The 23,837-nt window shown below is 42.9% G+C and carries 26 protein-coding genes and 1 pseudogene; 7 read left to right on the top strand and 20 right to left on the bottom strand.

The features are described from left to right. Position 1 precedes the first annotated feature (1 nt). Genes B3V56_RS13775 through B3V56_RS13765 form a run of 3 tightly spaced genes read right to left on the bottom strand, consistent with a single transcriptional unit; the run spans position 2 to position 2,507 of the window. Positions 2–490 carry a GDYXXLXY domain-containing protein gene (locus tag B3V56_RS13775; protein ID WP_289283622.1) on the bottom strand — a complete coding sequence of 163 codons (489 nt, stop codon included), beginning with the start codon at positions 488–490 and terminating at the stop codon, positions 2–4. After that, on the bottom strand, positions 487–1,536 hold the full coding sequence (locus tag B3V56_RS13770) for a DUF4401 domain-containing protein (protein WP_289283621.1): 1,050 nt from the start codon (positions 1,534–1,536) through the stop codon (positions 487–489). The genes B3V56_RS13775 and B3V56_RS13770 overlap by 4 nt, the downstream gene beginning before the upstream one ends. After that, positions 1,533–2,507 carry a DUF2157 domain-containing protein gene (locus B3V56_RS13765; RefSeq protein WP_289284424.1) on the bottom strand — a complete coding sequence of 325 codons (975 nt, stop codon included), beginning with the start codon at positions 2,505–2,507 and terminating at the stop codon, positions 1,533–1,535. Before B3V56_RS13765 ends, B3V56_RS13770 begins: the two co-directional genes overlap by 4 nt. A gap of 140 nt (positions 2,508–2,647) precedes the next feature. On the opposite strand from B3V56_RS13765, the gene B3V56_RS13760 reads away from it, so the two are divergent. Together B3V56_RS13760 and rnk are read left to right on the top strand one after the other, a co-directional pair. Then, positions 2,648–3,700 carry a GGDEF domain-containing protein gene (locus B3V56_RS13760; RefSeq protein WP_289283618.1) on the top strand — a complete coding sequence of 351 codons (1,053 nt, stop codon included), beginning with the start codon at positions 2,648–2,650 and terminating at the stop codon, positions 3,698–3,700. A gap of 295 nt (positions 3,701–3,995) precedes the next feature. Next, positions 3,996–4,412 (top strand): nucleoside diphosphate kinase regulator, encoded by a 417-nt coding sequence (gene rnk, locus B3V56_RS13755; protein ID WP_286304506.1) that lies wholly within the window; start codon positions 3,996–3,998, stop codon positions 4,410–4,412. A 50-nt stretch (positions 4,413–4,462) separates the two neighbouring features. On the opposite strand, the gene B3V56_RS13750 is transcribed toward rnk, so the two are convergent. The 14 genes from B3V56_RS13750 to B3V56_RS13685 all read right to left on the bottom strand — a co-directional run bounded on the left by B3V56_RS13750 (position 4,463) and on the right by B3V56_RS13685 (position 18,342). Continuing rightward, positions 4,463–5,074 (bottom strand): esterase/lipase family protein, encoded by a 612-nt coding sequence (locus tag B3V56_RS13750; protein WP_289283617.1) that lies wholly within the window; start codon positions 5,072–5,074, stop codon positions 4,463–4,465. Positions 5,075–5,110: 36 nt separating this feature from the next. Continuing rightward, positions 5,111–5,362, bottom strand: coding sequence for a hypothetical protein (locus B3V56_RS13745; protein ID WP_286304504.1), 252 nt, complete (start codon positions 5,360–5,362; stop codon positions 5,111–5,113). A 207-nt stretch (positions 5,363–5,569) separates the two neighbouring features. Continuing rightward, positions 5,570–6,373 (bottom strand): ion transporter, encoded by an 804-nt coding sequence (locus B3V56_RS13740; RefSeq protein ID WP_289283616.1) that lies wholly within the window; start codon positions 6,371–6,373, stop codon positions 5,570–5,572. Between the two features lie 65 nt (positions 6,374–6,438). Beyond that, positions 6,439–7,473: a mechanosensitive ion channel family protein gene (locus B3V56_RS13735; RefSeq protein WP_289284423.1), complete on the bottom strand. Its 1,035-nt coding sequence runs from the start codon at positions 7,471–7,473 to the stop codon at positions 6,439–6,441. A 108-nt stretch (positions 7,474–7,581) separates the two neighbouring features. Next, the gene (locus B3V56_RS13730; RefSeq protein WP_289244381.1) at positions 7,582–8,043 is read right to left on the bottom strand and encodes a DUF2721 domain-containing protein; all 462 of its coding nucleotides are present in this window, start codon (positions 8,041–8,043) and stop codon (positions 7,582–7,584) included. 131 nt (positions 8,044–8,174) lie between these two features. Continuing rightward, on the bottom strand, positions 8,175–8,942 hold the full coding sequence (locus B3V56_RS13725) for an EAL domain-containing protein (protein ID WP_289283614.1): 768 nt from the start codon (positions 8,940–8,942) through the stop codon (positions 8,175–8,177). A gap of 200 nt (positions 8,943–9,142) precedes the next feature. Further along, entirely contained in the window at positions 9,143–10,264 is a 1,122-nt protein-coding gene (locus B3V56_RS13720; RefSeq protein ID WP_289283613.1) for an ABC transporter permease, read from the bottom strand. Next, positions 10,265–12,988 (bottom strand): ribosome-associated ATPase/putative transporter RbbA, encoded by a 2,724-nt coding sequence (gene rbbA / locus B3V56_RS13715; protein ID WP_289284422.1) that lies wholly within the window; start codon positions 12,986–12,988, stop codon positions 10,265–10,267. A gap of 6 nt (positions 12,989–12,994) precedes the next feature. Continuing rightward, the gene (locus B3V56_RS13710) at positions 12,995–13,975 is read right to left on the bottom strand and encodes an HlyD family secretion protein (RefSeq protein ID WP_289282776.1); all 981 of its coding nucleotides are present in this window, start codon (positions 13,973–13,975) and stop codon (positions 12,995–12,997) included. Between the two features lie 88 nt (positions 13,976–14,063). Continuing rightward, complete coding sequence (locus B3V56_RS13705) at positions 14,064–14,750, bottom strand: phosphatase PAP2 family protein (RefSeq protein WP_289282775.1); 687 nt, start codon at positions 14,748–14,750, stop codon at positions 14,064–14,066. Positions 14,751–14,754: 4 nt separating this feature from the next. Continuing rightward, the gene (locus B3V56_RS13700) at positions 14,755–16,377 is read right to left on the bottom strand and encodes a phosphoethanolamine transferase (protein ID WP_289284421.1); all 1,623 of its coding nucleotides are present in this window, start codon (positions 16,375–16,377) and stop codon (positions 14,755–14,757) included. A 115-nt stretch (positions 16,378–16,492) separates the two neighbouring features. Further along, a complete protein-coding gene (locus B3V56_RS13695; RefSeq protein WP_289284420.1) occupies positions 16,493–17,335 on the bottom strand; it encodes a pirin family protein in 843 nt (280 codons plus the stop codon). Positions 17,336–17,354: 19 nt separating this feature from the next. Then, positions 17,355–17,933 carry an FMN-dependent NADH-azoreductase gene (locus B3V56_RS13690; protein ID WP_289282771.1) on the bottom strand — a complete coding sequence of 193 codons (579 nt, stop codon included), beginning with the start codon at positions 17,931–17,933 and terminating at the stop codon, positions 17,355–17,357. A 25-nt stretch (positions 17,934–17,958) separates the two neighbouring features. Next, the gene (locus B3V56_RS13685) at positions 17,959–18,342 is read right to left on the bottom strand and encodes a DoxX family protein (protein ID WP_289284419.1); all 384 of its coding nucleotides are present in this window, start codon (positions 18,340–18,342) and stop codon (positions 17,959–17,961) included. A gap of 112 nt (positions 18,343–18,454) precedes the next feature. Between B3V56_RS13685 and B3V56_RS13680 the strand changes: the two genes are divergently transcribed. Further along, entirely contained in the window at positions 18,455–19,369 is a 915-nt protein-coding gene (locus B3V56_RS13680; RefSeq protein WP_289282768.1) for a LysR family transcriptional regulator, read from the top strand. On the opposite strand, the gene B3V56_RS13675 is transcribed toward B3V56_RS13680, so the two are convergent. Next, the gene (locus B3V56_RS13675; RefSeq protein WP_289284418.1) at positions 19,370–20,302 is read right to left on the bottom strand and encodes a patatin-like phospholipase family protein; all 933 of its coding nucleotides are present in this window, start codon (positions 20,300–20,302) and stop codon (positions 19,370–19,372) included. A gap of 53 nt (positions 20,303–20,355) precedes the next feature. Here B3V56_RS13675 and B3V56_RS13670 point away from each other — a divergent pair, with 53 nt between their 5' ends. Continuing rightward, positions 20,356–20,781: a gamma-glutamylcyclotransferase family protein gene (locus B3V56_RS13670; protein ID WP_286304491.1), complete on the top strand. Its 426-nt coding sequence runs from the start codon at positions 20,356–20,358 to the stop codon at positions 20,779–20,781. 61 nt (positions 20,782–20,842) lie between these two features. Further along, complete coding sequence (locus B3V56_RS13665) at positions 20,843–21,058, top strand: hypothetical protein (protein ID WP_289282766.1); 216 nt, start codon at positions 20,843–20,845, stop codon at positions 21,056–21,058. Between the two features lie 5 nt (positions 21,059–21,063). Here B3V56_RS13665 and B3V56_RS13660 read toward each other — a convergent pair whose 3' ends face one another. Together B3V56_RS13660 and B3V56_RS13655 are read right to left on the bottom strand one after the other, a co-directional pair. After that, a complete protein-coding gene (locus tag B3V56_RS13660; RefSeq protein WP_289282765.1) occupies positions 21,064–21,486 on the bottom strand; it encodes a PilZ domain-containing protein in 423 nt (140 codons plus the stop codon). Positions 21,487–21,519: 33 nt separating this feature from the next. Further along, on the bottom strand, positions 21,520–22,896 hold the full coding sequence (locus B3V56_RS13655; protein WP_289282764.1) for a ribonuclease J: 1,377 nt from the start codon (positions 22,894–22,896) through the stop codon (positions 21,520–21,522). A 251-nt stretch (positions 22,897–23,147) separates the two neighbouring features. Here B3V56_RS13655 and B3V56_RS13650 point away from each other — a divergent pair, with 251 nt between their 5' ends. Continuing rightward, on the top strand, positions 23,148–23,429 hold the full coding sequence (locus B3V56_RS13650) for an OadG family protein (RefSeq protein ID WP_286304488.1): 282 nt from the start codon (positions 23,148–23,150) through the stop codon (positions 23,427–23,429). 43 nt (positions 23,430–23,472) lie between these two features. Next, a pseudogene (locus tag B3V56_RS13645) lies at positions 23,473–23,837 on the top strand (oxaloacetate decarboxylase); the annotation flags it as partial.

Here is a 23,837-nt window from a genome sequence, read left to right as displayed (position 1 = left end):
ATTACTGTACACTGACCAGTAATAAGTCCCCTTCCTGATTGACTCGAAACTCAGCAAACTGTGCATCCTGATAGTTTGACGCCGTGCCCTCCTCAAAAAAGAAAGCATTCGTACCAAATTTGATGCTGTTGTTACGTACCCGAAAAAAGAGACGGCGTTCGTTGCCGGCTAATGGCTGATCATTATCGATTCGGATAAACTCTGCCACGTTGTCTTTATCGACTTTGACGACCACAAACGCATCTTGAGGGCGCAATGGCCTTTCCACATCATGACGCTGTTCTGCCAAGTGCATACGAATCTGTGCTGTCAGTTCGTAATCCAGGGCCATGTAGTCACCCTGCATCAACGAGCGAGGGTCCACCACTCTCAACTTCAACAATATCTTTTCACCATCAGACAATAGCTTTTCCTGCTGATACACCAATGCATTAACCGTGAGTAAAATCAACAACAAGGTCGTGACAGCCATCGCTTTATGCAGTTTCATGTTGATTCTCCAAACAGTTTGGGCAAACACCAACGTATGCCGAGCAATACTCCCCCTAAGATGGCTAGACTTAACGCTTTCACTAACAATGTTGTATCAAGTGAATAGTAATAATGGCTAATACTGAATAAAAGGTATAGGCTGCCAAGTCCAATCAATATACGATGTGTTGTCGCCAGCCCCAGAGCAAAAACAACCATGCTTGTGTGCATACCATTGATTGACCACGTAATGCCTGAAAGCACCAACACAAAAGCTAATATATACCAAGAGCTTTTCATCATTAATGATTGATATTTATTAATAATCATTAAAGAAGAATATATAACAACTGCGCCAGTCAACATTGAATTCAAATAGTAAAAATGGCCAAGCTGCTTAACTGCTACCTGATGCCCCCAATAAAATAAACCGGACTGAAAAAATGTGTTTGTTTCGATGAGCAGTAAGGAAAACAGAGAGCCATAACCTAAAGCCGTCACATATCGATACCACTTTGCATTTTTAAACTCATGAATCCAGCACCAGGCACAAATAAACAGGATCAGTGGCAAACACATACTAAAGAGACCGTATTGAGCCAAACTACCCGCTAGACAAATACAGGCAAGAAATGAAGAAAGCACTCTATGCACAAAATTGGGGATAAGAAAAATAAGAAATACATTTAAACCAAGCGCAATAAGCCACTTGAGATGATCGGCATCACTTCCCCACTGCAACATAGCAATAATTAACAAAATCTGCCCAGCAATACTGAACGCTAGCCCCAAATGCTCGACGAAGTCCGACGGCTCACTCTTAAGCACGTGATATGCGATTAATATAAAAAAACTACCAAACAGTGTAGCTGCCAATACTGAATCTAATAGTCCATTAAACAGCATGGCCAGAAAAGCAAATAAAAATACTGCCGCTAACCAAGCTGATACGGCCAGTAATGTTTTGATATACCAAGGCATAGATATGCTCAGGCCTTCAGGTCTAGGCCCCGAAACGAGACCAGATTGGCTTAATGTCATCCATACTTTGTCCTCAGTGCTCATGACTCACTCTCCCTGTGCACCTGTTTCAACCAGTAGGCTGCACCGGCCCCCATGGCCATGATCAATACTGACAACAGTAATAGTGCACCCTCGTCGCCTGACTCAATAATATGTTGGCCTAGCAGTGTCATAATGACCAAAATGGCTGATAAGCAACCACCAGCCAACATAAAAATATCAAGCCGCAATTGACGATAAGCGACCATAAAAATGATTAACCAAGCTACCCAGATAAGCAAGGGCAGCAGCTGTTCTTCCGGTTTATCCAGGCTGACATAAATCGCTAATGCCGTAATAGCCCAACCATTTATGATGGCAATAACCCGTTGTGGCCAACGCTCAGTCAGCGCCACCATTTTCTTACTGCACCACTCCCATATAAGCAATGCCAGACTATTAAGGCCAAACAAACACCAAAATAAAGTATTTTGAGCGTCAAAAACCAAACCAAAAATTGAATGAAAAGTATCGAAATACAACACTAAAGCAAGATTCAATAACATCAACCAGAGTAGCCATAAACTGGAGAATCTCGAAATAACTACCCACGGTGTGATCGCAAAGGCCCAGTAGAAAAACAGCTGCCAACTATCTGCCCCCGTTTGATAGGTTTGACCATAAAAGGCCATTAATGCCCCCACCAATAAACTGGCTAGCAATAAAGCCATTCTGCTGACCAGTTTTCTGGCCACAAAATAGCAATAGAGCATGACAGATAAAATGATACTAGCTTCCAGCAACAAGAATTTGCTGAACCGACCCATATCAGACCAGTTATAAGCGATAAAGAAAATCATTGATAAAGCCATCGCCACTATGCCAGAGGCCAGTAAAATCTGGTCAAACAGCCGCAACCAAACGCGTTTGTCAGGCATTAAACCTAAGCGTCTTAGTGCCATTGGTATCTGCTGTTTATCTATGGTACCTGCTGCAAAAAATGTGGCAACGGCACGTCGTTTTTGACTATTCAATGTATCTTCCTTGTTAGCTATTCATGTTCTAGCGATGTCAATTAATCAACATCATTAACGAATACGTCAGCAGCGTGATCGGTTTAGAATGAAGTATGCTAACTTACTGTTAATTTGCAAACCATGGTCAGGGACACTCCATGTCAGGTCAATCGCACGCCCATCTCAACCATAAACTGATTTTACAATTTACATTAATATCATTGATTGCTGTGGCCTCAGGTACAATTTTCAGGCCTCTTTTTGTAGAACTACCCAGCTACTTTACAGTGATGGGCAGTATCAATACGGTGCTTATATTTTCAGTGTATTTATTCATACGCAGTCATCGTTTTCCTGCCTATGAAATGGCGGCGCTTTTTTTTGTTGCTGTTATTTCCATTATTCCTCTGATTGCCATTTCTGGTGGCGTGAACAGTCAGTTTGCTTTTTTACTTCCACTCTATCCCATCATGGCTACATTATTCGGCAGCAAGAAACAATCTATTATCATCGGAATGGGATTGCTGATAGCAATCATTCTTTGTACGGCTTTGGGTAAATTCTTTGTGGATTTGACTGGTGAAGCCTACAACCAGAGTAAGTCTATTTCTCGAGGTTTTTGGTTGGCAATGAGCGTCCTTGTCAGTACCTATTTTGGTCTTTTCTTTCAAAACAGATACCGAGCACTGACAAACGAACTTGAACAACTGGCTCAGCAGGATCCTTTAACCTCACTCCTTAATCGTCGCGGCTTCGACATCAAGCTTAAAGCCAGTCTTGCTGAGGCAAAACGGCAGCATGCAGTTCTCAGTATCTTACTCATTGATATTGATTTTTTTAAAAGCATCAACGACCGCTATGGCCATGATATCGGTGACACTTGTTTGAAATACGTCGCCGATTGTTTAAAGCACCATATTCGTCAAACAGATGTTTTAGCTCGATTTGGCGGTGAAGAATTTATCCTGTTATTACCTGACACATCACATAAAGCCGCTTTCACTCTCGCAGAAAAACTAAGACATGTTGTATCAGATCTTAATTTGGATGAGCTTGATCAGCCACTCACCGTCACCATCGGTATTGCTTCCACCCAGTTACCACATCAACATATCGACGACATTATTAAAGCAGCCGATCTTGCACTTTATCAAGGAAAAATGAACGGGCGTAATCGCAGTGAGTTAGCTACTGATTTAGCGAATGACTAAGCACTTTGCCGCCACTTCAGCAGAAAATCATTTTTCATACCTATAAATAGGGATTAGTGCTTTTCACCTCTGTCCGAACCAGGCAGAAATAACATTGATTAACAGCACGTTAGAATGCGTATTGTAGGCTGATTTTCATACTCCAGATAAAGCCAGAATAAGGCTTATAAGTGCTCAGACTTTATGGCATGATAACGTTCAGAACAGTGAGATGTTCGCGCCTTTTTATTTTCCATTTTTTATTTATAACACGTTGTCGCAGTACAGCTACATCTTAATGTTGAGAGGTTATTAAATGAATGTATCACAACCGAATATTATTGTTTCAGAGCTAGACTTACACCGTTTAGAACATATTTTGGATGGGTTAACGCCTGTTGAAGCTGAACGAACATCCTATCTGGAAGCAGAACTGGATCGCGCCGACATTGTTGAACCTACGGCAATCCCACCGAATGTGGTAACGATGAACTCCACCGTTAAATTTTCGGTATCTTCCTCAGATCAAACTTTTTGCCTGACGCTGGTCTATCCAAAAGATATGACAACAGATGGCAAGACGATATCGATACTGGCGCCTGCTGGCAGCGCCATGCTGGGCTTAGTTGAGGGTGATGAAATTGATTGGCCAGGTCGTGATGGTCAAACCATTCGCGTGCACGTCGATGAAATCCTATACCAGCCAGAACGTGCGGGTGAATACCATCGTTAAATGACAACATAGGCTCTGGATAAACTCCAGAGCCTTGCTAAAGCATAGAATCAAACAATCCTAGACAAGATAACACTGGATACACGCTTACTGGAAGGTAAGAAACTATGGATTACAGGCAACTGAATCTGGTCTTGAATCCAATCCGTACTGACTTCAGACAAAGACACCACCCCATCATTTAACTCATCTCTAAACGGACTGTTTTTCCCATTGATGCCTTTTACGCCGACAACAGCCGTTGCTGGGCATTCACTCGCAGGAATATCCAGCATCCGTTCACTCGAGGCTAATAGCTCACCGCAGTCTTGTGTTAAGAAACGAAACATCCAATATCGGCGAAAATAAACGGCTAATCTGGATTTTTTAACAGGCGAGCCGAGCAGAAAAAGCTGTTTGGGTGCTTTGACTGAGTCGTCCATATTTGCCAGAGCAGCCCTAAGTAACACACCACCTAATGAATGCCCGATCAGAATATATTCACCGTCACTGGCTATAGCTTCGATACATTTTTCCAGGCGAGACTGAATTGACGCAAAGGATTGTCTCGACACACAGTAACTGAATGATTGTGTTCGTATTCCATGCTGTCTGAAGCGGCGCAGCATTGGCCAGCCAGATAAGGGGGAGCGGCCCATACCATGTACAAATAACACCTGCATTATGGCATGACCCATTTGGCGTAGGTGATCAGATACCTAACACTGATAGGGACTTTCACTTTCTAACTCTTCCCCTGTTTCTACATCGATAATGGTAATTGTTGCCCCAGGATAAGCGTTGCAGACGGAATTTCGTAGGGAATAAATTCCAGAACCACTCGCTCTAAGAATCAAGTTTTGATTGAGCTGCTTGCCATCGGCATCAAAAACGAAGGCTTGGTATTCACCTGATAAGGTCAGGCAGCCAGACATGAGAAGAATAATGCTTCCTAGAAGAAATTTGTTCATTTTATTTTCCTTAATCATTTTCAATTGCCCACATCCTTGGGGCAATCCTATTAAATCATGACAGCAACATAATGAGAAAGACAAGATTGAAGTGAATCTACAAGCAGGCAAGAAGACTACAACGATGTCCGAGCCCAATATCCACGTCGTCAAGTATCGATATACTTCGCTTCGTAGCCATCTGAAATCATATGACAACCGTGATGTTTAGTACTCTCCTTCTGTGGTGATATGGATGACTTCACCGCAATGTTTACAGTGAATCGCATCATGATCATGACGGTTTAAGCCGCATGATGGACATTCATAACGTACTTTGCCTGGACGAAAAATAGTTTGAATGAGCCTTAAAAATAATGAGATACCAAAGATCATGATGAGAACCGCCAGAATATGTCCATCATGTCCCACCAGCGTTATATCACCAAACCCTGTCGTCGTGAGTGTGGCTATAGTGAAATAAAGTGCATCGACATAATCATTAATATCGTCGTTTATGTGTACCTGACTCACAAAAACAACGGCAGTAATCACAAAGATAAACACAAATAGATTGACGATACTGAACAACACATCTTCATGCATTCGCACAAAACGTGACTGTTTACGAAGATTTTTCAGCATGTGGTAAGAGCGTAGTAATCGCAGCGTACGGATCACTCGTAAGAAACTAAAATTCTCGGCCAAAGATGGTGCCAGCAGGGAAATAATAACAATAATATCGGCAAGTCCAACCGGGTGAATGAGATAACGTAGTTTTGATTTACAGATATATAACCTGGCCAATAACTCCAGCAAGTAGATAACACCAATCGCCTCTTCAAGCACATGAAAATCATCAATATGATGATAAAAAGAGGCCAATAAGAAATACAGGATGGTAATGGCATCAAATGCTAATAAGCCCCAACGAAATCGTCGGGCACCGGTACTTGAGCCATGATAAAGATGGTCAATTTTATGATGTAATCGCTGCCAGAAAGTTGAATCTGGTGATGTTGCCTGCCCCATTCTGGGCTCCTGTTAATAATGTTTGCCTGAGTCTAAAACAATAACGAGTTCAGAGATAACTCTGTTTAGATAATATTTTTTCCTTCCTCAGGATCACGTGCATTTTTTGCCTGCTCAATAATATCTTGTGTATCACTGGCCAGTTCTTGTGTGCTCACATCAGCATTGTCAGTATGTGGAGATTTTGTACTAGACGGCTCTGACATCACTGCTTGTGGCTGCCCCGTTTGCACAACAGGCAATCCTTGAGGAAAGATGACCTCTCTAGCATCATCCGGCATATTGATACCTGCCGCTTCCAATTTTCGTACGGTTTTGTGCATCAGCACTGAAGCCACCTTATTTAAGGCATATTGGTGGCCATCGACCCAAAAATTAATCACGATATTAATCGTGGATGAGCCTAATGAGTCAATCAGCACCTGTGGTTCAGGATCTTTTAGCACTTCATTTTGTTCATTTAATACCGACAAAATGGTCTGCCTGGATTGCTGGATGCTGGCATCATAGGCAATGCCTATAATAAAACTGCCTCTTACCCAGGGATTCGCCGAGAAGTTTTTAATCACATTTTTATAGATGGTCGCATTGGGTATTTGAATATGATTGCCATCGAAATCAACCAAGGTTGTGCCACGGGCCGTCACCTTATTTACAACGCCTTTCAACCCTTGCACTTCGATGACATCACCAATTAAAAAGGGTCGTTGAACACTCAGCAGCAAACTTGAAATGAAATTTTCGGCGATATCTCTGAACGCAAAACCAATGATAATACCCAGCAAACCAGTACCACTGACAATGGCGAGTGCGGCCTGCGTTAAACCAACAATATTCAGAAAGATATACAAGCCGACTAAGATAATAAATAGACTGATAATGCGCCTGATCACGTTCTGAACCAGATTACTGCTACTGATATAAGCAATGGGATGCACCAGCAGAGCAGAAAAGGGCCTTGCCAGTAAAAAGAAGATAAGAAAGACCAGTAGACCAATAATAAAAGAAGGCATCACCCTTATCGTGGCCTCCCATAGTTCACTCATCTGTGCCGACAATATGCTGATCGTGTCCGTTAATCCCACTGCGTCCTGTTCCATAGTGATGCCAAGTCTTATCAATAAATCAATGTTAATTAGAATGGAGTTGAAACCATAAGGAGTACACTTTGCTTGTCTATATCCACCTTGGTTACTACCCCAGTTTTATCAATGCTTTTTATTTTGCATTGATGGAATCATCTTATAACTATTGCGTGTGGCTAAATGCACTTCTCGGAGAAAAAAAGCCAGACCAATAACCAAGGCCATCGTCGAGCCCATAAATAACGCGCCTATCATCCAACGTAAATTGAAATCAAGCAGGGCTTCTAAAAACATCACAGAGACAACGGAGCAGATTAACAAAGCAGACAACACACACATGGTAATGGCATTACTGGCTGCTCGTCGGCGTAAACCCAATACAGCTATTTCTTCTCGACAAGGCTCAGACAGTTCCTTCCCTGAGGTCATTTTATCGGTTAACACTCTTGCTCGGTCTATGATACGCGCGAGCCGGTTAGCCATTACATTGAGAATACCGGCCATGCCGGTAAGAAGGAAAGCTGGTGTCAATGCCAACTGTACAGCATGGGTGACATCACCAAGATTGGCTAACCAGTTAATCATCGTAATGAGTTCTCTTAATTATCATGCGTTTTTTTATGTTGAGAGCATGTGAGACCGTACTCTATGTAAGCAATCGTTCATGCTTGTGTTTAGCGGACATATACTGTTGTTGAATACAGCCCGCTCATGAATCATTGGCTGGCCTGTCGGTAATGCCCATGATCTATTTCAGGTAAGCTTTCAAAACCAGGTTTCGCAAAATAATATCCCTGCATGAGTTTAATTCCGGCATCTCGTAACCAGGCATATTCCTCATAGGTTTCAATGCCTTCCGCCAAGGTTGTAATATTCAACTCATCGAACATGGTTATACAGTTCTTGATAATAGCTTGACGTACCTTATTCGAATCAATATGTCTGATGAGCGCCATGTCGAGTTTAATGATATCTGTCTGGAAGTCAGCAAGCAGATTGAGACCAGAGTAGCCAGAACCAAAATCATCCACTGCAGTCTTGAACCCTAGCGACTGATAATAATCAACGATACGTTTGACATGTTCTGTATCATCTATTTTTTCCACTTCTGTAAACTCAAACATGATTCTCTCTGTGGGAAAATCATATTGTTTTGCCGCTTCGAAGGTGGTGCGAATACACCGTTCTGGTACATAAACCGCGTTAGGCAGAAAATTAATGCTCAGCATGGAAGTAATATTTAATTTTGATGCCAGCGAGATAGCTTTCACCCGGCAGAGCTGGTCGAAAAGATAACGATTACTATCGTTGACTCGAGAGATTACAGAATATGCCGACTCGTTATTGATACCTCGGACTAGAGCCTCATACCCATAAATCGTCTCATTGCTGCAATTAATGATAGGTTGAAAGGCCATGGTAAAGTCAAAATCCAAATTATTGTCTTCTGTACAGCTTTGGCAGATTTTCTCTTCTAAATTCATGGTCTATCCCCTCCTTACTTTGGTTATGGCTTGTTACTGAGTTCTGTTAGTACTTGCGCCCCACAGAAAACAACTTAGCTTCATAACCTTATCTTTTTAAGACTTAATTTTATGGCCTTGACTCAAACTCAATGCGCTACACCTACACATACTGAAGTACCTTGAAAAACTTGTCCATTACATGTCACTAACAGCAGGGCTTATACCGTTGCCAGGCTTTTTCTGAATAAGAACAGTGCCATCAAAAAAAAGACACTACCTATCATTAAGTTAGCCAATAAATCCGGCCAGATAATGGCAAAATCAGCGCCCCGGTAAAGCACAGCCTGACTGGTACTGACAAAATGTGAGGTCGGAGCGAACTGCATAATATGTTGAACAATGTCGGGCATACTATCAAAAGGTGTCATGCCGCCCGATAACATTTGTAAAGGTAATATCAATAACAGCAATAAGAGACCGAGCTGGGGCATACTACGAGCCAGTGTGCCTAATAAAATTCCCAACGATGTGGTCGAGAATAAAAAGCAAGCGGTGCCCAGCTGAAATAACGCAATAGAACCCGCAATAGTCATATTCAGCCAGCCCTGAATAACCACATATAGTGAAAAGGTACTGGTGATTAGCACCACCAGTCCCATTGACCAAATCTTGGCGATCATAATTTGAAAAGGTGTAATGGGCATCACTAAGAGATGCTCCAGCGTGCCGTGTTCACGTTCACGAATTAATGCGGCACCTGTCAGAATGACTGACAGTAAAGTGATCATATTGATCAGCTCCATCACTCCACTAAACCAAGCACTATTCAGATTGGGATTAAATCGCATGCGAATAATTTGTTGCACAGCTGTTGACGACGCTGTGTTAGTAGTTTTCAGCAAATGTTGCACTTCTCTATCAATGATTTCGCTAATATAACCAGCGCCAATAAACGCCTGACTCATCATGGTGGCATCTATAGCCAGCTGAATTTCAGGCTGGCGACCAGCTAATAAATCTTTTTGAAAATCAGGGGGAATATCTAATACAAAGGTATACATTCCTGTATCAAGAGATTGATTCATCTGTGCGAGCGATATCTGTTCTGCCGGTTTAAAATGCGGTTCATAGAACGCCTCTGCAATATTGATAGATATCGGTGATTGATCCTCATCCACGATGGCAATGGGTGTGTTCTGGAGTTCTGTTGAGACGCTTTTGCCTGCTGAGTAGACCATCAATGTAAAAGCGATCAAAATGACCATCACCATTACGGGGTCCTGCACCAATGTCCGTAACTCTTTTACGCCAAGATTGACAATATTTTTCATACTACTCATTCAGCGATCCTGTTTCTTGAGTAATACAAAACTCAGACACATGATGACGACAATAGCCATGATCATAGGCCAATAAAAAGCTGTTAATTCCTCAAAACCCAATCCTTTGGTAAACGCGCCACGACATATCAACAAATAATAAGAGGCCGGATACATATGCCCTATGACATAGCCAGCGCCTTCAAGAGAGTTAATCGGATTGATAAGTCCTGCGTAATTCACACAAGGCACAATACTGCTAATCATGGCCAGAAAGATGGCTGCTATCTGGGTGTTGGTAAAGGCAGAGATAAACTGCCCCATGCAAGTAGCCACAATAATATAAAGAAAAGTCCCCACCAGTAAGGCCCAAAAACTACCCGTTAAGGGCACATCAAAGACCATATAAACCAGCCACATCAACATCAGAAAGTTCATCATGCCAATAATGATGTATGGCAATTGTTTACCTAATAAAAACTCAAGTCTATTGACCGGCGTGGCGTAGAAATTAGTGATGGATCCCAATTCTTTTTCTCTGACAATCGACAAGGCGGTGAGCATTGAGGTAATCATCAACAATAAAATGGGCATCACACCAGGCACCATTGAAATCAGACTCTCAACCTGAGGGTTGTACCGATACCTCGACACTAACTGATAGCTAGGGGTTACCTGAATACCTGACTCTCTGATACTGAGTTCTGACAAATAGCTAAGATGAAAGCCCTGCATATAGCCTTTGATCGTTTCAGCACGATATGGCATCGAACCATCAACCCAAACACCCACACTGGGCTGCTTACCATGACGCATATCTTTGCCATAGTCAGGCGGTATTTCGATAGCCACACCCAGTTCACCACTTCGCATGCGTTCATCCATGTCAGTGTCACTATAAAGTGGCTTTTTTTCTTCAAAATAGCGCGAGCCCGCCAGGCTTTGAATGTAATCTCGGCTCTCAGGAGACTGATCCCTATCCATCACCGCAAAGGGAATATCTTCCACATCAAGGCTGATTCCATATCCCAACACAAAAAGCAGAATCACCGTCCCTAAAAAAGCAAAGACCAAACGCACCGGATCGCGTGTAATTTCTAAAGCCTCACGCAGACTATAGGCGAGTAATCGTGTTAATGAAAAACCACCATGATGGATTTTATCTTGTTGGCTAGACATCGCTTTATCGGATAACAACTCGCTATCATCACTCTCTTCAACTTGCTGCTCTGTCAAGTAGGCAATAAACGCATCTTCAAGATTATCGCCCCCCTTGCTCTTACACAGTGCGTCGGGTGAATCCGTGGCAAGTACCGTTCCCGCATGCATGAGCGATATTCGGTCACAGCGCTGGGCTTCATTCATAAAATGAGTTGAGACAAAGATGGTCACACCCTGCTCTCGTGACAAGCTAATCAATATCTGCCAAAACTCATCACGTGCAATCGGATCAACACCAGATGTGGGCTCATCGAGAATGAGAATTTCGGGTTCATGAATGATCGCAACGGCCAGTGATAAACGTTGACGGATGCCTAATGGTAGATCCTTAGCGACATGAGCCTGATAACGTTTAAGGTCAAAATCGTTCAGCAGCTTATCAATACGTTGTTGTTGGTAAGCTTTTGCCAAATCAAACAACCTGGCATGTAATACCAGGTTTTGTCTGACCGTCAGTTCTTCATACAGAGAAAAGCCTTGTGACATAAAACCAACACGTTGGCGTATAGCGATATCTTTAGCATCGACAACGTCACCAAACAATCGTGCTTCACCAGAACTGGCCGGCAATAAGCCTGTTAACATTTTCATGGTCGTGGTCTTACCACAACCATTTGAACCCAGGAACCCGAAAATCTCACCACGCTCTATTTCAAAATTGACCTGATTAACCGCCGTAAAATCACCAAAGGTCTTTGATAAGTCTTTGGCTGAAATCGCGATCTTCTCAGACTGTTGTCGTGGCGGAACAGTGATTGTTTTATGGCCCTGCCGCTTATCCTCAGGTAACAGAGCGATGAATGCCTCGTCGAGATTACTTTGTCCGGTGTGTTTGATAAGTTCGGCAGGACTGCCAGTACCGAGTACTTGCCCCTCATCCATCGCAACCAAAAAATCAAAATTAGCCGCTTCATCCATATAAGCCGTGGCGATCAAGACACTCATCTGTGGTCGCTGGGCACGAATACGATCAATCAATGTCCAGAATTGACGGCGAGATAGCGGATCAACACCCGTGGTAGGCTCATCCAGAATTAATAAATCCGGGTTATGAATCAACGCGCAACATAAACCCAGTTTCTGTTTCATGCCGCCAGATAATTGACCAGCAGGTCGATCACGAAACTCATTCAATCCCGTGCTTTTTAATAAAAGCGTGATACGTGCCTCACGTTCATGAGGGGCTAAATTAAACAGACGAGCAAAGAAAATCAGATTTTCATGCACAGACAAGGTCATATAAAGATTTTTACCCAGACCTTGTGGCATGTATGCGATTCTTGAGCAAATAGCATGACGCTCGCGATTATCAGCCATATCAGCAGCTAAAACCTGACATTGCCCGCTTTGTATCTTTTTTACTCCCGCAATAAGTCCTAGTAATGTGGACTTGCCAACACCATCAGGCCCAATAAACCCAACGCGTTGACCAGCTGGGATATCAACTGACATCGATGCCAATGCCTGTGTATCACCATATCGATGACTGACATTATCAAGGCTAACGACTATATCGGCTGACATAACGTGTTAGTAAGTGGCGAGAGGTGGCACTTTTTCTGGCCACTGTGCATTGTCATCCAGCTTGATATACGCCACACCGGGAACGCCGGTTTTCACCTGCTCTGCATATTTCCTTAGAATGTCTTCTTCAATTTTGACTTTCACCCGAAACATCAGCTTTTCACGTTCTTCCTCTGTCTCAACAGACTTGGGGGTAAACTGCGCTTGTGGTGCGACAAAAGACACATGAGCCGGAATAGATACATTGGGATAGGCATCCAGGACAATTCTTACTTCTGCCCCTACACGGGTTTGTCCTGCTTGGTCTGTAGGTAAAAACAGATACATATAAACATCACTGACATCAATCAGCGTAATGACTTTACCACCAGCAGGCAGAACTTCACCCGGCTCAGCCAAGCGATAAAGCACTCGACCGTTACGAGGTGTGGTGAGTTGGCTGTCAGCAATCACCACTTGTGCTTTTGTCACCTCAGCCTTAGCTGCTTCAATTGCTGCTTGAGCTTCGGCAACTTGTACCGATGCAGCTTGCATGGCCGCTTGAGCCGTCGCTTTTTGTGTTTCTTTCTGATCCATCACTTCCTGACTCAGGTGACCTTTTTTGACCAAGACCTGAGTCCGTTCAAGTTCTTTTCTTGCCAGCGTGACTTCACTGCGTCGCTGCGCCAAAATAGCCTGTGCGTATTTTTTGGATTCATTGGCTTTATTCAGATTCGCATTGGCTACTGCCAGATTCGCCTCAGCTTGCTCGGTATCCATGACGGCTAGCACCTGACCTTGCTTTACCCAGTCACCTTCATTCACCTGAATGTGCTCAACTTTCCCCGCCGTTTTTGTCGCCACATCAACTTCGGTCGCTTCAATTCGGCTATTTCCAGCAGCAAAGCCAGTGGGTAAACTCAACTCTTGTTCAGACTTCCAGTAATAGCTGGCCGCAGCGACGGCAACCACTATCAGTAATAAAATCAAATTTCGTAGTCGCAGCATGTGTTGTCTTTGTTATTGAAGAGGGATTGGCGTAAACATTACCCCAATAATACACGATAGCGAAATAACTGAAATGACAGAGATCAATCTATTGATCAAAATGACCTAGTTTCAGTTGCTTAACAGGCCAGAACTTCCATAACAAGCAGGATACTGTCCAGCAGATAAATGCCGAGGTGATGTCATGACTGATGAAATGGGCGCCACGTAATTGTTGTGCGAGACCGAAGATAACGCCAAAAGAGATGACGCCATACAACACTTTTTTAGCATGCTGAGGAAAAAGCTGCGTGCTGACAAAATACAGGCCAAAAAACATATAGGCAGAACTGGCATGCCCAGCAGGAAAGCAATGATCTGCACCTTGCATTGGCGACCATACACTATGCAACCAAAACTGATAGGGTCGCTCGCCACCAAACTCCACTACAGACCAGGGACAATCCACCTGAGTCAGCCTTTTTATAGCACTTACCATGAGTGTCGATACAGGAATACTGATACTAAGATACGCTAAAGCATGACGATAGCGTGATAAATAGCGGTTCCTGACACTCATCCCATAACTTAATAATACAACACTGAACAAAATGACGGCTAGGTCATGACCTCCATCATGTAACCACGTTTGCGTCAGCCAAAAATGCTTCAATTGCCATTGACCACCTTCAAGCTGATACCAGATGGACGCTACTAATTTATCCAGTTCTGTGATGGCAATCATGCTCATCAGAACAAAATACAGCCCCCATAAACGTACTAAATGATGCAGCATAGATTTAGCTATGCTGACAGCTGGCAAAGATATCTAAGGCCAGATCATATTTACCTGGCAGTAAGACATTGTTCATCCCTAATAATGAATGGAAAATATTGTCGTGGCTGACCGCTTTGCCAGTTTCATTTTTCATACATACTGGGTCGATGTGATAGTCACGTTTATAGTTATCTGACAACCACACCACCATAGGTACATGGGTTTGCTGGCTGGGGGCAGCGAAATAGGGTGTACCATGTAGATACAGATTATGTTCACCTAAAGACTCGCCATGGTCTGAGACATAAATCATAGCGGTATCAATCGATTGAGAAGATAAATTATCCAGATACTGAATCAATTGAGCCAACACATGATCGGTGTATAAAATCGTATTGTCATAGGCATTTCTCAGTTCTTCATTTGAACATTTCTGTAGTTCAGCGGTTTCGCAGATTGGTTTAAATTTCTCAAATGCAGACGGCACACGTTTGAAATAGGCAGGTCCGTGACTACCCTTCTGATGTAAGAGAATCAACTGATCATCATCTGACTTAGCCACCAAGACTTTTAGATTAGTCAGTAATACTTCGTCATAACACTCACCATCAGGACATAAATCTGTCAGATTAACGTCAGTTACTTTCTGGTGTTCTACACGATCACACACGCCTTTACAGCCGCTGTTATTATCCAGCCAACTGACCTTCACACCGGCAGCAGAAATAGCGTCCAGTACACTTTCATAACCATGGCCTTTTTCATCGTCATAATCATCACGAGAAAATGGTGAGAACATACATGGCACTGACGTCGCCGTGGCTGTGCCACAAGACGAGGCATTATTAAAATACAGGCTGTTAGTTTTCTCTAACTCTGGTGTTGTCTCACGTTCATAACCATTCAGATGAAATGATTCTGCTCTCGCTGTTTCACCGACGACCATCACGGTCACTGTGCGATGCTTTTTCTCATGCGCTAAGCTGCCAAGTGCGGCATTTTGTGAAATAGGGATTAATGGTTTATCCGCTTCTGCAAACTGTTGTTTGGCAATTTTAGTGACCGCATAAATATAACTGGTCGGATTAATTAAATAACGTAAATCGCGATGATTTCGGAATGTTGACGCGTAATCCTGATAGAAAAAGGCAGCAACCAACCCCATAGCTAAAATACTCATGGTGATAGAAAACGAGCTCATCAATAATTGCTTTGTCCAACGGACATGAACAATCCGTACTTTAGCTATCAAAAATGCTGGCAAAACACCCCATAGCAAGAAATGAATAATAAAATCTTTACTCAATAATTCCTTTGTTTCTGAGGTATCGGTTTCTAACACGTTTTGAATCATCGAGCTGTCGATATGTACACCATAACTATCGATAAAATAGCTGGCTGCAGCAGAACACAACACAATGAAAATCAATACTGGTTTTATCAGGTGCCGGGATGACACCAAATTGAATATCAGATTAAACAATGCCGTCATAAAGATGGCACATGAGCCTAAAAACAATAGATTATGCTGGGTGATTAATTGATTGGCCTGAACGATGCCTACCCATAAACCATTGTTATAAGCAAGCATCAAGAACACAGAGAACAGTAAGACTAAATACTGAGAAGGAATTGCACGACGCATGGTAAACCTCGACCAAATTAATTTTGGCCAAGATTAATCCCTGCAACTTAAAAAATACTTAAACAAAAAAGCCACTGACAAATCAGTGGCTTTTCCATAGTCAAACAAACAAAACTTAAGCGAATCGGCCGTGACGATAATCATCAAAGGCTTGTTCAATCTGCTCGCGAGTGTTCATCACAAATGGACCGCCTCTGGCAATAGGTTCATTCAAAGGCTGTCCTGATACAAGCACAAACTCCGTATCACGTTCACTGTTGACTCGCACTTTTGATCCGGTCTCCAATACGGCGAGTTGGCCAGCATTAAGTGGTCGCTGTTTATCGCCGACCTGTATCTGACCTTTCATCAGATACAGGAACGTGTTGTCCGTTTCCTTCACTGTCTGCTCAAACGTGACTCCTGCAGATAAAAAAACATGCAGGTATAGCGGATTAACAAACGGGTTATCAATCACACCACTCACGCCACTATCTGTCTGCCCAGCAATGACCTTGATTGCGGTACCATTGTCTAATCTAGCCACTGGAATCTGCTCAGCATCAAATTCCTGATACTTCGGTTCATTCATTTTTTCTGTTGCCGGCAGGTTAACCCACAACTGGAACCCGGCTAAGCGTCCTTCTTTCTGCTCTGGCATTTCCGAATGAATAATCCCTTTACCTGCCGTCATCCATTGCACACCGCCCGTTTCAATTACCCCGGCATTGCCTGCACTGTCTTCATGACGCATACGCCCTTCTAACATATAAGTCACCGTCTCAAAGCCACGGTGTGGATGTGGAGGAAAGCCAGCAATATAGTCCTGAGGTTTATCGGAACCAAAGGCATCAAACATCAGAAAAGGGTCAAGCATATTGAGCTGTGGTGAGCCGATAATACGAGTAAGCTGTACACCTGCACCGTCTGAGACCCTGTCTCCATTGATGATTTGTCTTAATTCCCTTGTCTGAGTCATCACATTCTCCTGATAAATATTAGCTGACGAGATCAGCAACTTTTTGAGTCAATGTTTCTGTGTCTTGAATCAGACTGCCAGCATCCACCACAGTGACATCATGAATACCCAGAAAATTCATGACCTGATTCAGGTAAGTAGAAGCGTAATCCACTTCACTCCCCAGAGGCACGCCGCCAGAAGCCATCACCAGATACGCTTTTTTCGCCTTCAGCAAACCTTCAGGACCATTTTCTGTGTAACGAAACGTCACTCTTGCTCTGGCAACTTGATCGATCCAGGCTTTTAATACGGCTGGCACACTAAAATTATAAATAGGCGATGCAATGACCAGAATCTCAGCAGCCTGCAACTCTTCTACTAATTGATCCGACGTTTTTAATGCCTGTTTGTTTTGTTCAGTACGTTGCTCGGGGTCGGTAAAATTGGCATGAATCCAATCTTCGTTAATAAATGGAATACCCTTCACTAGATCACGAGATTTGATAGCTAGCCCAGACTGCTTTTGTAATTGCGAGACGAGTTCAGCAGACACCTGGCGTGTCACAGAGTCCTGAATACGTTCACTACTATTGATATGTAAAATCGTGTTATTCATGTTTATTCTCCTGTTTTCGATAACATTATTTAATATTGTCGATAGCCAAATTACCCGCACCATTAGCCACCAGTAACAACAAACCACCGGCAATGGCTAAATCTTTCATAAACAAAATACTCTGCATTTGGTCGGCAAAATTATTATGGAAAATAGCTGCCGCTATCAGCGTAAAACCTGCTAGCAAAAACGCAGAAATACGTGTTTTGAAACCAACTAAGATAGCCAAACCACCTAAAATTTCTGTTGCTATCACTAAAGGTAACAGTGATGCAGGTACTCCCATCATGCTCATATAGCCTTGTGTCGCTTCATAACCTGCACCGAGTTTTCCAATACCCGCTGAAATAAACATCAGACTTAACAAAAACCGACCTGTGACTGTTGCTAATCCTGTGACTGCATTCATGTAATTTTTCCTTTTTGTTGTGTTGTTAAGATGGTTCACAGTTTATCGTTTCCATATTTTTATAAAACAGTGTATTAATGAACTTATTGTTACCAAATAGAGAACAATAGAGATGAGTCAGTTAGAAGAAATGCAGTGTTTTGTGCGGGTAGTGGAAGCTGGCAGTATCACCAAAGCTGCAGAGCAAATGAATACGGTGAAATCTGCTATCAGTAAACGTTTAACTGATTTAGAGAAACGACTGGGTATCAGCTTGCTTAAACGAACAACGCGTAAACAAACGCTTACCGATGCCGGTCGCAGTTACTACCAGCATTGTGTCCGTATTCTCGATGATATTTATGAGGTTGAAAATGCGTTAGGCAATGAGCAAACATCATTATCTGGTCGTATCAGATTATCTGCCCCCATTAGCTTTGGTTTGCTGCACTTGAGTCCGGCTCTACGCGAGTTTAATCAAATGCATCCAGACATCATTTTTGATATTGATTTTAGTGACAGACATCAGGACTTAGTCGCTGAAGGTTTAGATTTGGCCATACGTATATCTAATCTTACTGACTCAAGTATGATCGCACGTAAACTGGCCTCTACCCGTCTTTATATCTGCGGCAGTCCTGATTACTTTGCTCAAAATGGCTTACCTGAACAAACTGAAGACTTGTTTTACGGGCACGTAAAGCTGCAATATTCACATGTCAGTAGCAGTTGGTCATTACTGGACCATCAAGGTGAGGTGATGTCTGTTAATTTGCCTACAGTACTGTCTTCAAATAATGGCGAATATCTACGGGATGTCTGTATAGATGGAAAAGGGTTAATTTTGAGCCCTGATTTTATTGCATTTTCTGCGCTCAAATCGGGCAAGTTGATCACTGTTCTCGATAAGGCACTGGTTCAGAAAGATATTGGTATTTATGCCATCTATCCACAGACACGCTTTTTATCACACCGCGTCAGGATTCTGATTGATTTTTTACAAGAATATTTTAGCCGGCTAAAAGACTGGGATAGTCCGAGTCTGTAATTACTTATCCATCGAGAGATAATAACTTAGCTCGGTTTGCTGACGCTTAACACAGGCGATCCCTTCTTTGATGGCTTCATCTGCACGATAAAACTCCAGAATACCGATATGAGAAAGGCGAGGATTTAAAATAATTTCAGGTGGATCACCGGCCATTCGGCTGCGGGTAATTCTGTCCTGTGTAATATTAATCGATGCGGCAATGGCATCTAATAAAGCAGGCGCTTCTTCTTTTTGTTCACGACGTTTGGGAAACAAATTATTGGTGTAGTCCGTCACCATGTGACTGACTTTTCCAGTCCAACTTTTTGGTGGTTCTGATGCTATTGATGGCTCTACATCATCAATATCTGTTCTGAAATGTTTGCCCACAATGCCGCTATTGAGGTTCACAGCAATCACCACATCCGCGCCCATGGCTCGGCATAAAGACACCGGCACAGGATTAACGAGCCCTCCATCAATCAACCATCGATTATTATGCTTTATTGCCGGAAACAAGCCAGGTAAAGACATGGAAGACCATACTGCATCCATCATATTGCCACGTGTATTCCATATTTCGCGGCCACTATACAAATCTGTTGCAACAGTAGCAAAACAGCTCTGCATATTCTCTATCTCAAGCTCCTGTTCCACCACATATTCATTAAGAAATGTGCGCAGACGGTTTTTGTTTACAAAACCTTGCAGAGACCGGTTAATGGCAAAGTATTGAGCCGTTTTTAATTTATCCAATTGCAACACCCAGTCATTCAGTTTGCCGAGATTATTAGCGACATAAGCAGCCCCAACCAAAGCGCCTATTGACGTACCCGTTACAATGTCTGGAGTGATGCCAAGTTTGTCCAGTTGCTTGATAATACCGATGTGCGCCCAACCACGTGCAGCGCCGCTACCCAAAGCAAGACCGACCTTTAACTTACTGCTCAACTTAACACCTATTTGTTATATTTTTCATATAAATAAAGAGTATTTTTAAAGTAATGACCGAACAAAGTGAACTGTTATTCGTATACGGTACATTGATGAAAGATACACATCATCCCATGGCAAAGTTACTTGCAGAACACAGCGAGTTCATCTGTCGTGCCACTCTGCAAGCACAACTCTATCTCATTGACTATTATCCTGGTGCCATTTTATCTAATAATGAACACGACATCGTATACGGTGATTTATATAAGTTGTCTTCAACTGGCTGGCTACTGAATCAGCTCGATGATTATGAAGAATGTTCTTCTGCTTTTCCTGAACCACATGAGTATCAACGTCAGCAGGTGACGGTTCAAACTATAAATAGCACTCTCAAAATATCGACCGCTTGGGCTTACCTTTACCAATACCCTGTTGAGAATAAACAGCGAATCAGTGATGGACAATTCAATATGCACTTTTCTGATGGCAAATAATATCTAAAGCTTTTTCAAAGTATTCCGATAGTTAAGTATATAAATTGACTTTTCATAGACAATGAACGAAATACCTAAGCTTTATCACAATGCGATGATCACCATTAGCCCACCATCACAGGTCGAGCCCGCTCGCCCTGCTGCACAGGAAGCGAAACTGACCAACGATGCAGATCGTCGCCAACGTTATGATCGTAGAAAACGTAATCAAAAACCATTCATAGAACGCCGCGTTTCTTCAGACCGTAGAGCACACAGGTTTGAAGCAAAAGCCTAGCAGCATTAATCAGATAAAGGTGGAAAATCCGCCGCATATTTTTGAATCCATTCCTGTGCTGCCTCGTCACTTGTCAGTTGACGTCCTGTTTTAGCTTTGATGCGCTTTTTATAATCTTCTATATAACAAATTTGTTCGACCATCCTGAGAGCATATCGGACGGCTTTATTCTGAAATGAAATACCCACCAGATACTCATCTCCTTCCGGTTTACACCAACTCACTATGCCTTTTGCAGTAAAGGTGGGTTTTGAGGTGAGAATATTTACTTCAACGACATTGCCTGTAGCAAGCGTCACTTGTGAACGAAAACATAGACCTCCCTTGCTGACATCTTTCAAAGGTACCTGTTTTTTCTCTTCGCCTCGCTTAACCTGAATAGGCACACTACTGGGGTGACGGATAAACCGTCTGATTTCTTCTATCATTTCAAAAAACTTTCAATCCTTTTCAGCACATTTTTAAAACAATTTTTTCAGTTTATCCTGAACAAGACCCAAGCGGCCTGTTTTCACAGCCCCACGTCGTATTCCTTTGACAGGTGCTATGTAATATAAATCACCATTTTTCCCTTCAAGTTGCTCGGGCACCCCCACTGACTTTGCCAGTCTGGCATTGGCTCTAAGGTGTTGAAACTCCCCATGAACAGGAATAGCACAAGCGGGTCTAACCCAGCGATACATGGCTTTCAACTCTTCCATTGCCGGATGACCTGAAGCATGAATTTCCAGTCGGCTGTTATCCTCCGTAATCACATCCACCTGCATGGCCTTGAGCCGTTCAATTAATGCTTCAATCGGTAATTCATTACCAGGAATCACTTTGGAACTGAAAATTACCGTATCCCCGGCTTCTAATTCAATATCACGGAAACTGTTCTGACTGAGTCGGTTTAACGCTGTTCTGGGTTCGCCCTGACTTCCCGTTGCAACTAATAGAACAGTATCGCGCGGCAAAAAACCTAAATGATGCGGGTCGACAAAGGTTTCAATGCCATTCCATAGACCCACACGTTTGGCTGCTGAATACGTGTTTAATAGCGAGCGACCTAATAAGCCGAGGTGTCTTCCCGTTTCTTTAGCAATATCTGCTACCGTTCGTAAACGGGCAATATTGCTGCCAAAGCAGGTGACTACAACCCGCCCTTTTGCCTGTTCTACATGATGTTTCAGGCCTTTGTACAACGTTGCTTCAGATGTTGACCAACCAGGTACATTAGCATTGGTCGAATCACACACCATCGCATCAACGCCCAGCTCAGCCAACCGCGCATAATCTTCTTCTTTATAGGGTTCGCCCACCACCGGTGCGGAATCAAGCTTCCAGTCAGCGGTATGAAACGCTTTACCAACAGGGGTGGTGATCAATAAAGCAAACGGATCAGGAATGGAATGTGTTAGCTGGATCCACTGCACATTAAAGACCCCTATTTGTCTTGATGCATGTGCCTCAACCACATGGACTTTCACTTTTTTGATTAACCCGGCTTCAGCCAGTTTTCTGCGCAGAATTTCTGCCGTATAAGCTGTGGTATAGATAGGACAACGAAACCGTTCCCACAAATAAGGAACAGCACCGATGTGGTCTTCATGAGCATGGGTGATGACCAGACCATCCAGTTGTTCTTTTCGATCGACAATAAATTGTGGATCAGCCATCTGCACATGGGCTTGAGCACCTTCTACTGGTTCACCGTCAATATCTGTTTTTGCCTCAAACGTCACCCCACAGTCCACCATTAACCAACGGCCATCATGACCATAAAGGTTCAGGTTCATGCCTATTTCGCCGGTTCCTCCCAGTGGCAAAAACCAGAAGTCAGACTCATCAGGTGTCATACGTGTCCTTTTGTAGCTTGCTATCGTTTACAGTTAGTTTGGCAGGGTTTTGTCAGATAGGAAAATATCATACGCATTCTGAATCGATTACGGTTACAACAGAATCGTATTTTTTACTATTACTCTTTTAAAAATAAGGAGTTCCGGCTCAGTGATTCGTTCGAGGTTCAACAATGGTATAATTGCCGGCTGCTTTTTTGTAAGTCATTGATTTAATGACCTAAGAAAACCAATGGAGAGAGACCATAATAATGACAACATCAAACTTAATGACAGAAGGTTTAAACCTGATGCTTATCGGCATGAGCTTCGTCTTTATATTTCTGACTTTGCTGGTGTTTGCCACCACCATCATGTCACGCATTATCACCAGTTACGAAAAAAATGTAGGTGTCTTACCCGAAGAAGGTATTTCCTCACCTACGGCCGTCATCAGTCCGGCGATGAATCAATCCCAACATGCTAATGATGACAAAAACCTCATTACTGTGCTCTCAGCGGCAGTACACAAATTTCGTTCACGCCACAAATAACCCCAGATTTAGGCTATTTCGAACCAATTAAAAGGCCATGAATATGACCGAAGTAAAAAAACCTCTAGGCATCACAGATGTCGTTTTACGTGACGCCCACCAATCACTCTTTGCAACACGTCTTAGACTCGATGATATGTTACCCATCGCTGATAAGCTTGACCAAATCGGCTTCTGGTCAGTAGAAAGCTGGGGTGGTGCCACTTTTGATGCCTGCATTCGTTATCTTGGTGAAGATCCTTGGCATCGCATTCGTTCACTGAAAGAAGCCATGCCTAATACTCGTCAGCAAATGCTGCTACGTGGTCAGAATTTATTAGGCTATCGTCACTATGCGGATGATGTCGTTAAAAAGTTTGTCGAAAGAGCGGCGATCAATGGCGTTGACGTGTTCCGCGTGTTTGATGC

The sequence above is a fragment of the Methylophaga sp. UBA2513 genome, from assembly GCF_002341285.1.
Classification (GTDB): domain Bacteria; phylum Pseudomonadota; class Gammaproteobacteria; order Nitrosococcales; family Methylophagaceae; genus Methylophaga; species Methylophaga marina.
This window is presented reverse-complemented; position numbering and strand designations above follow the sequence as displayed.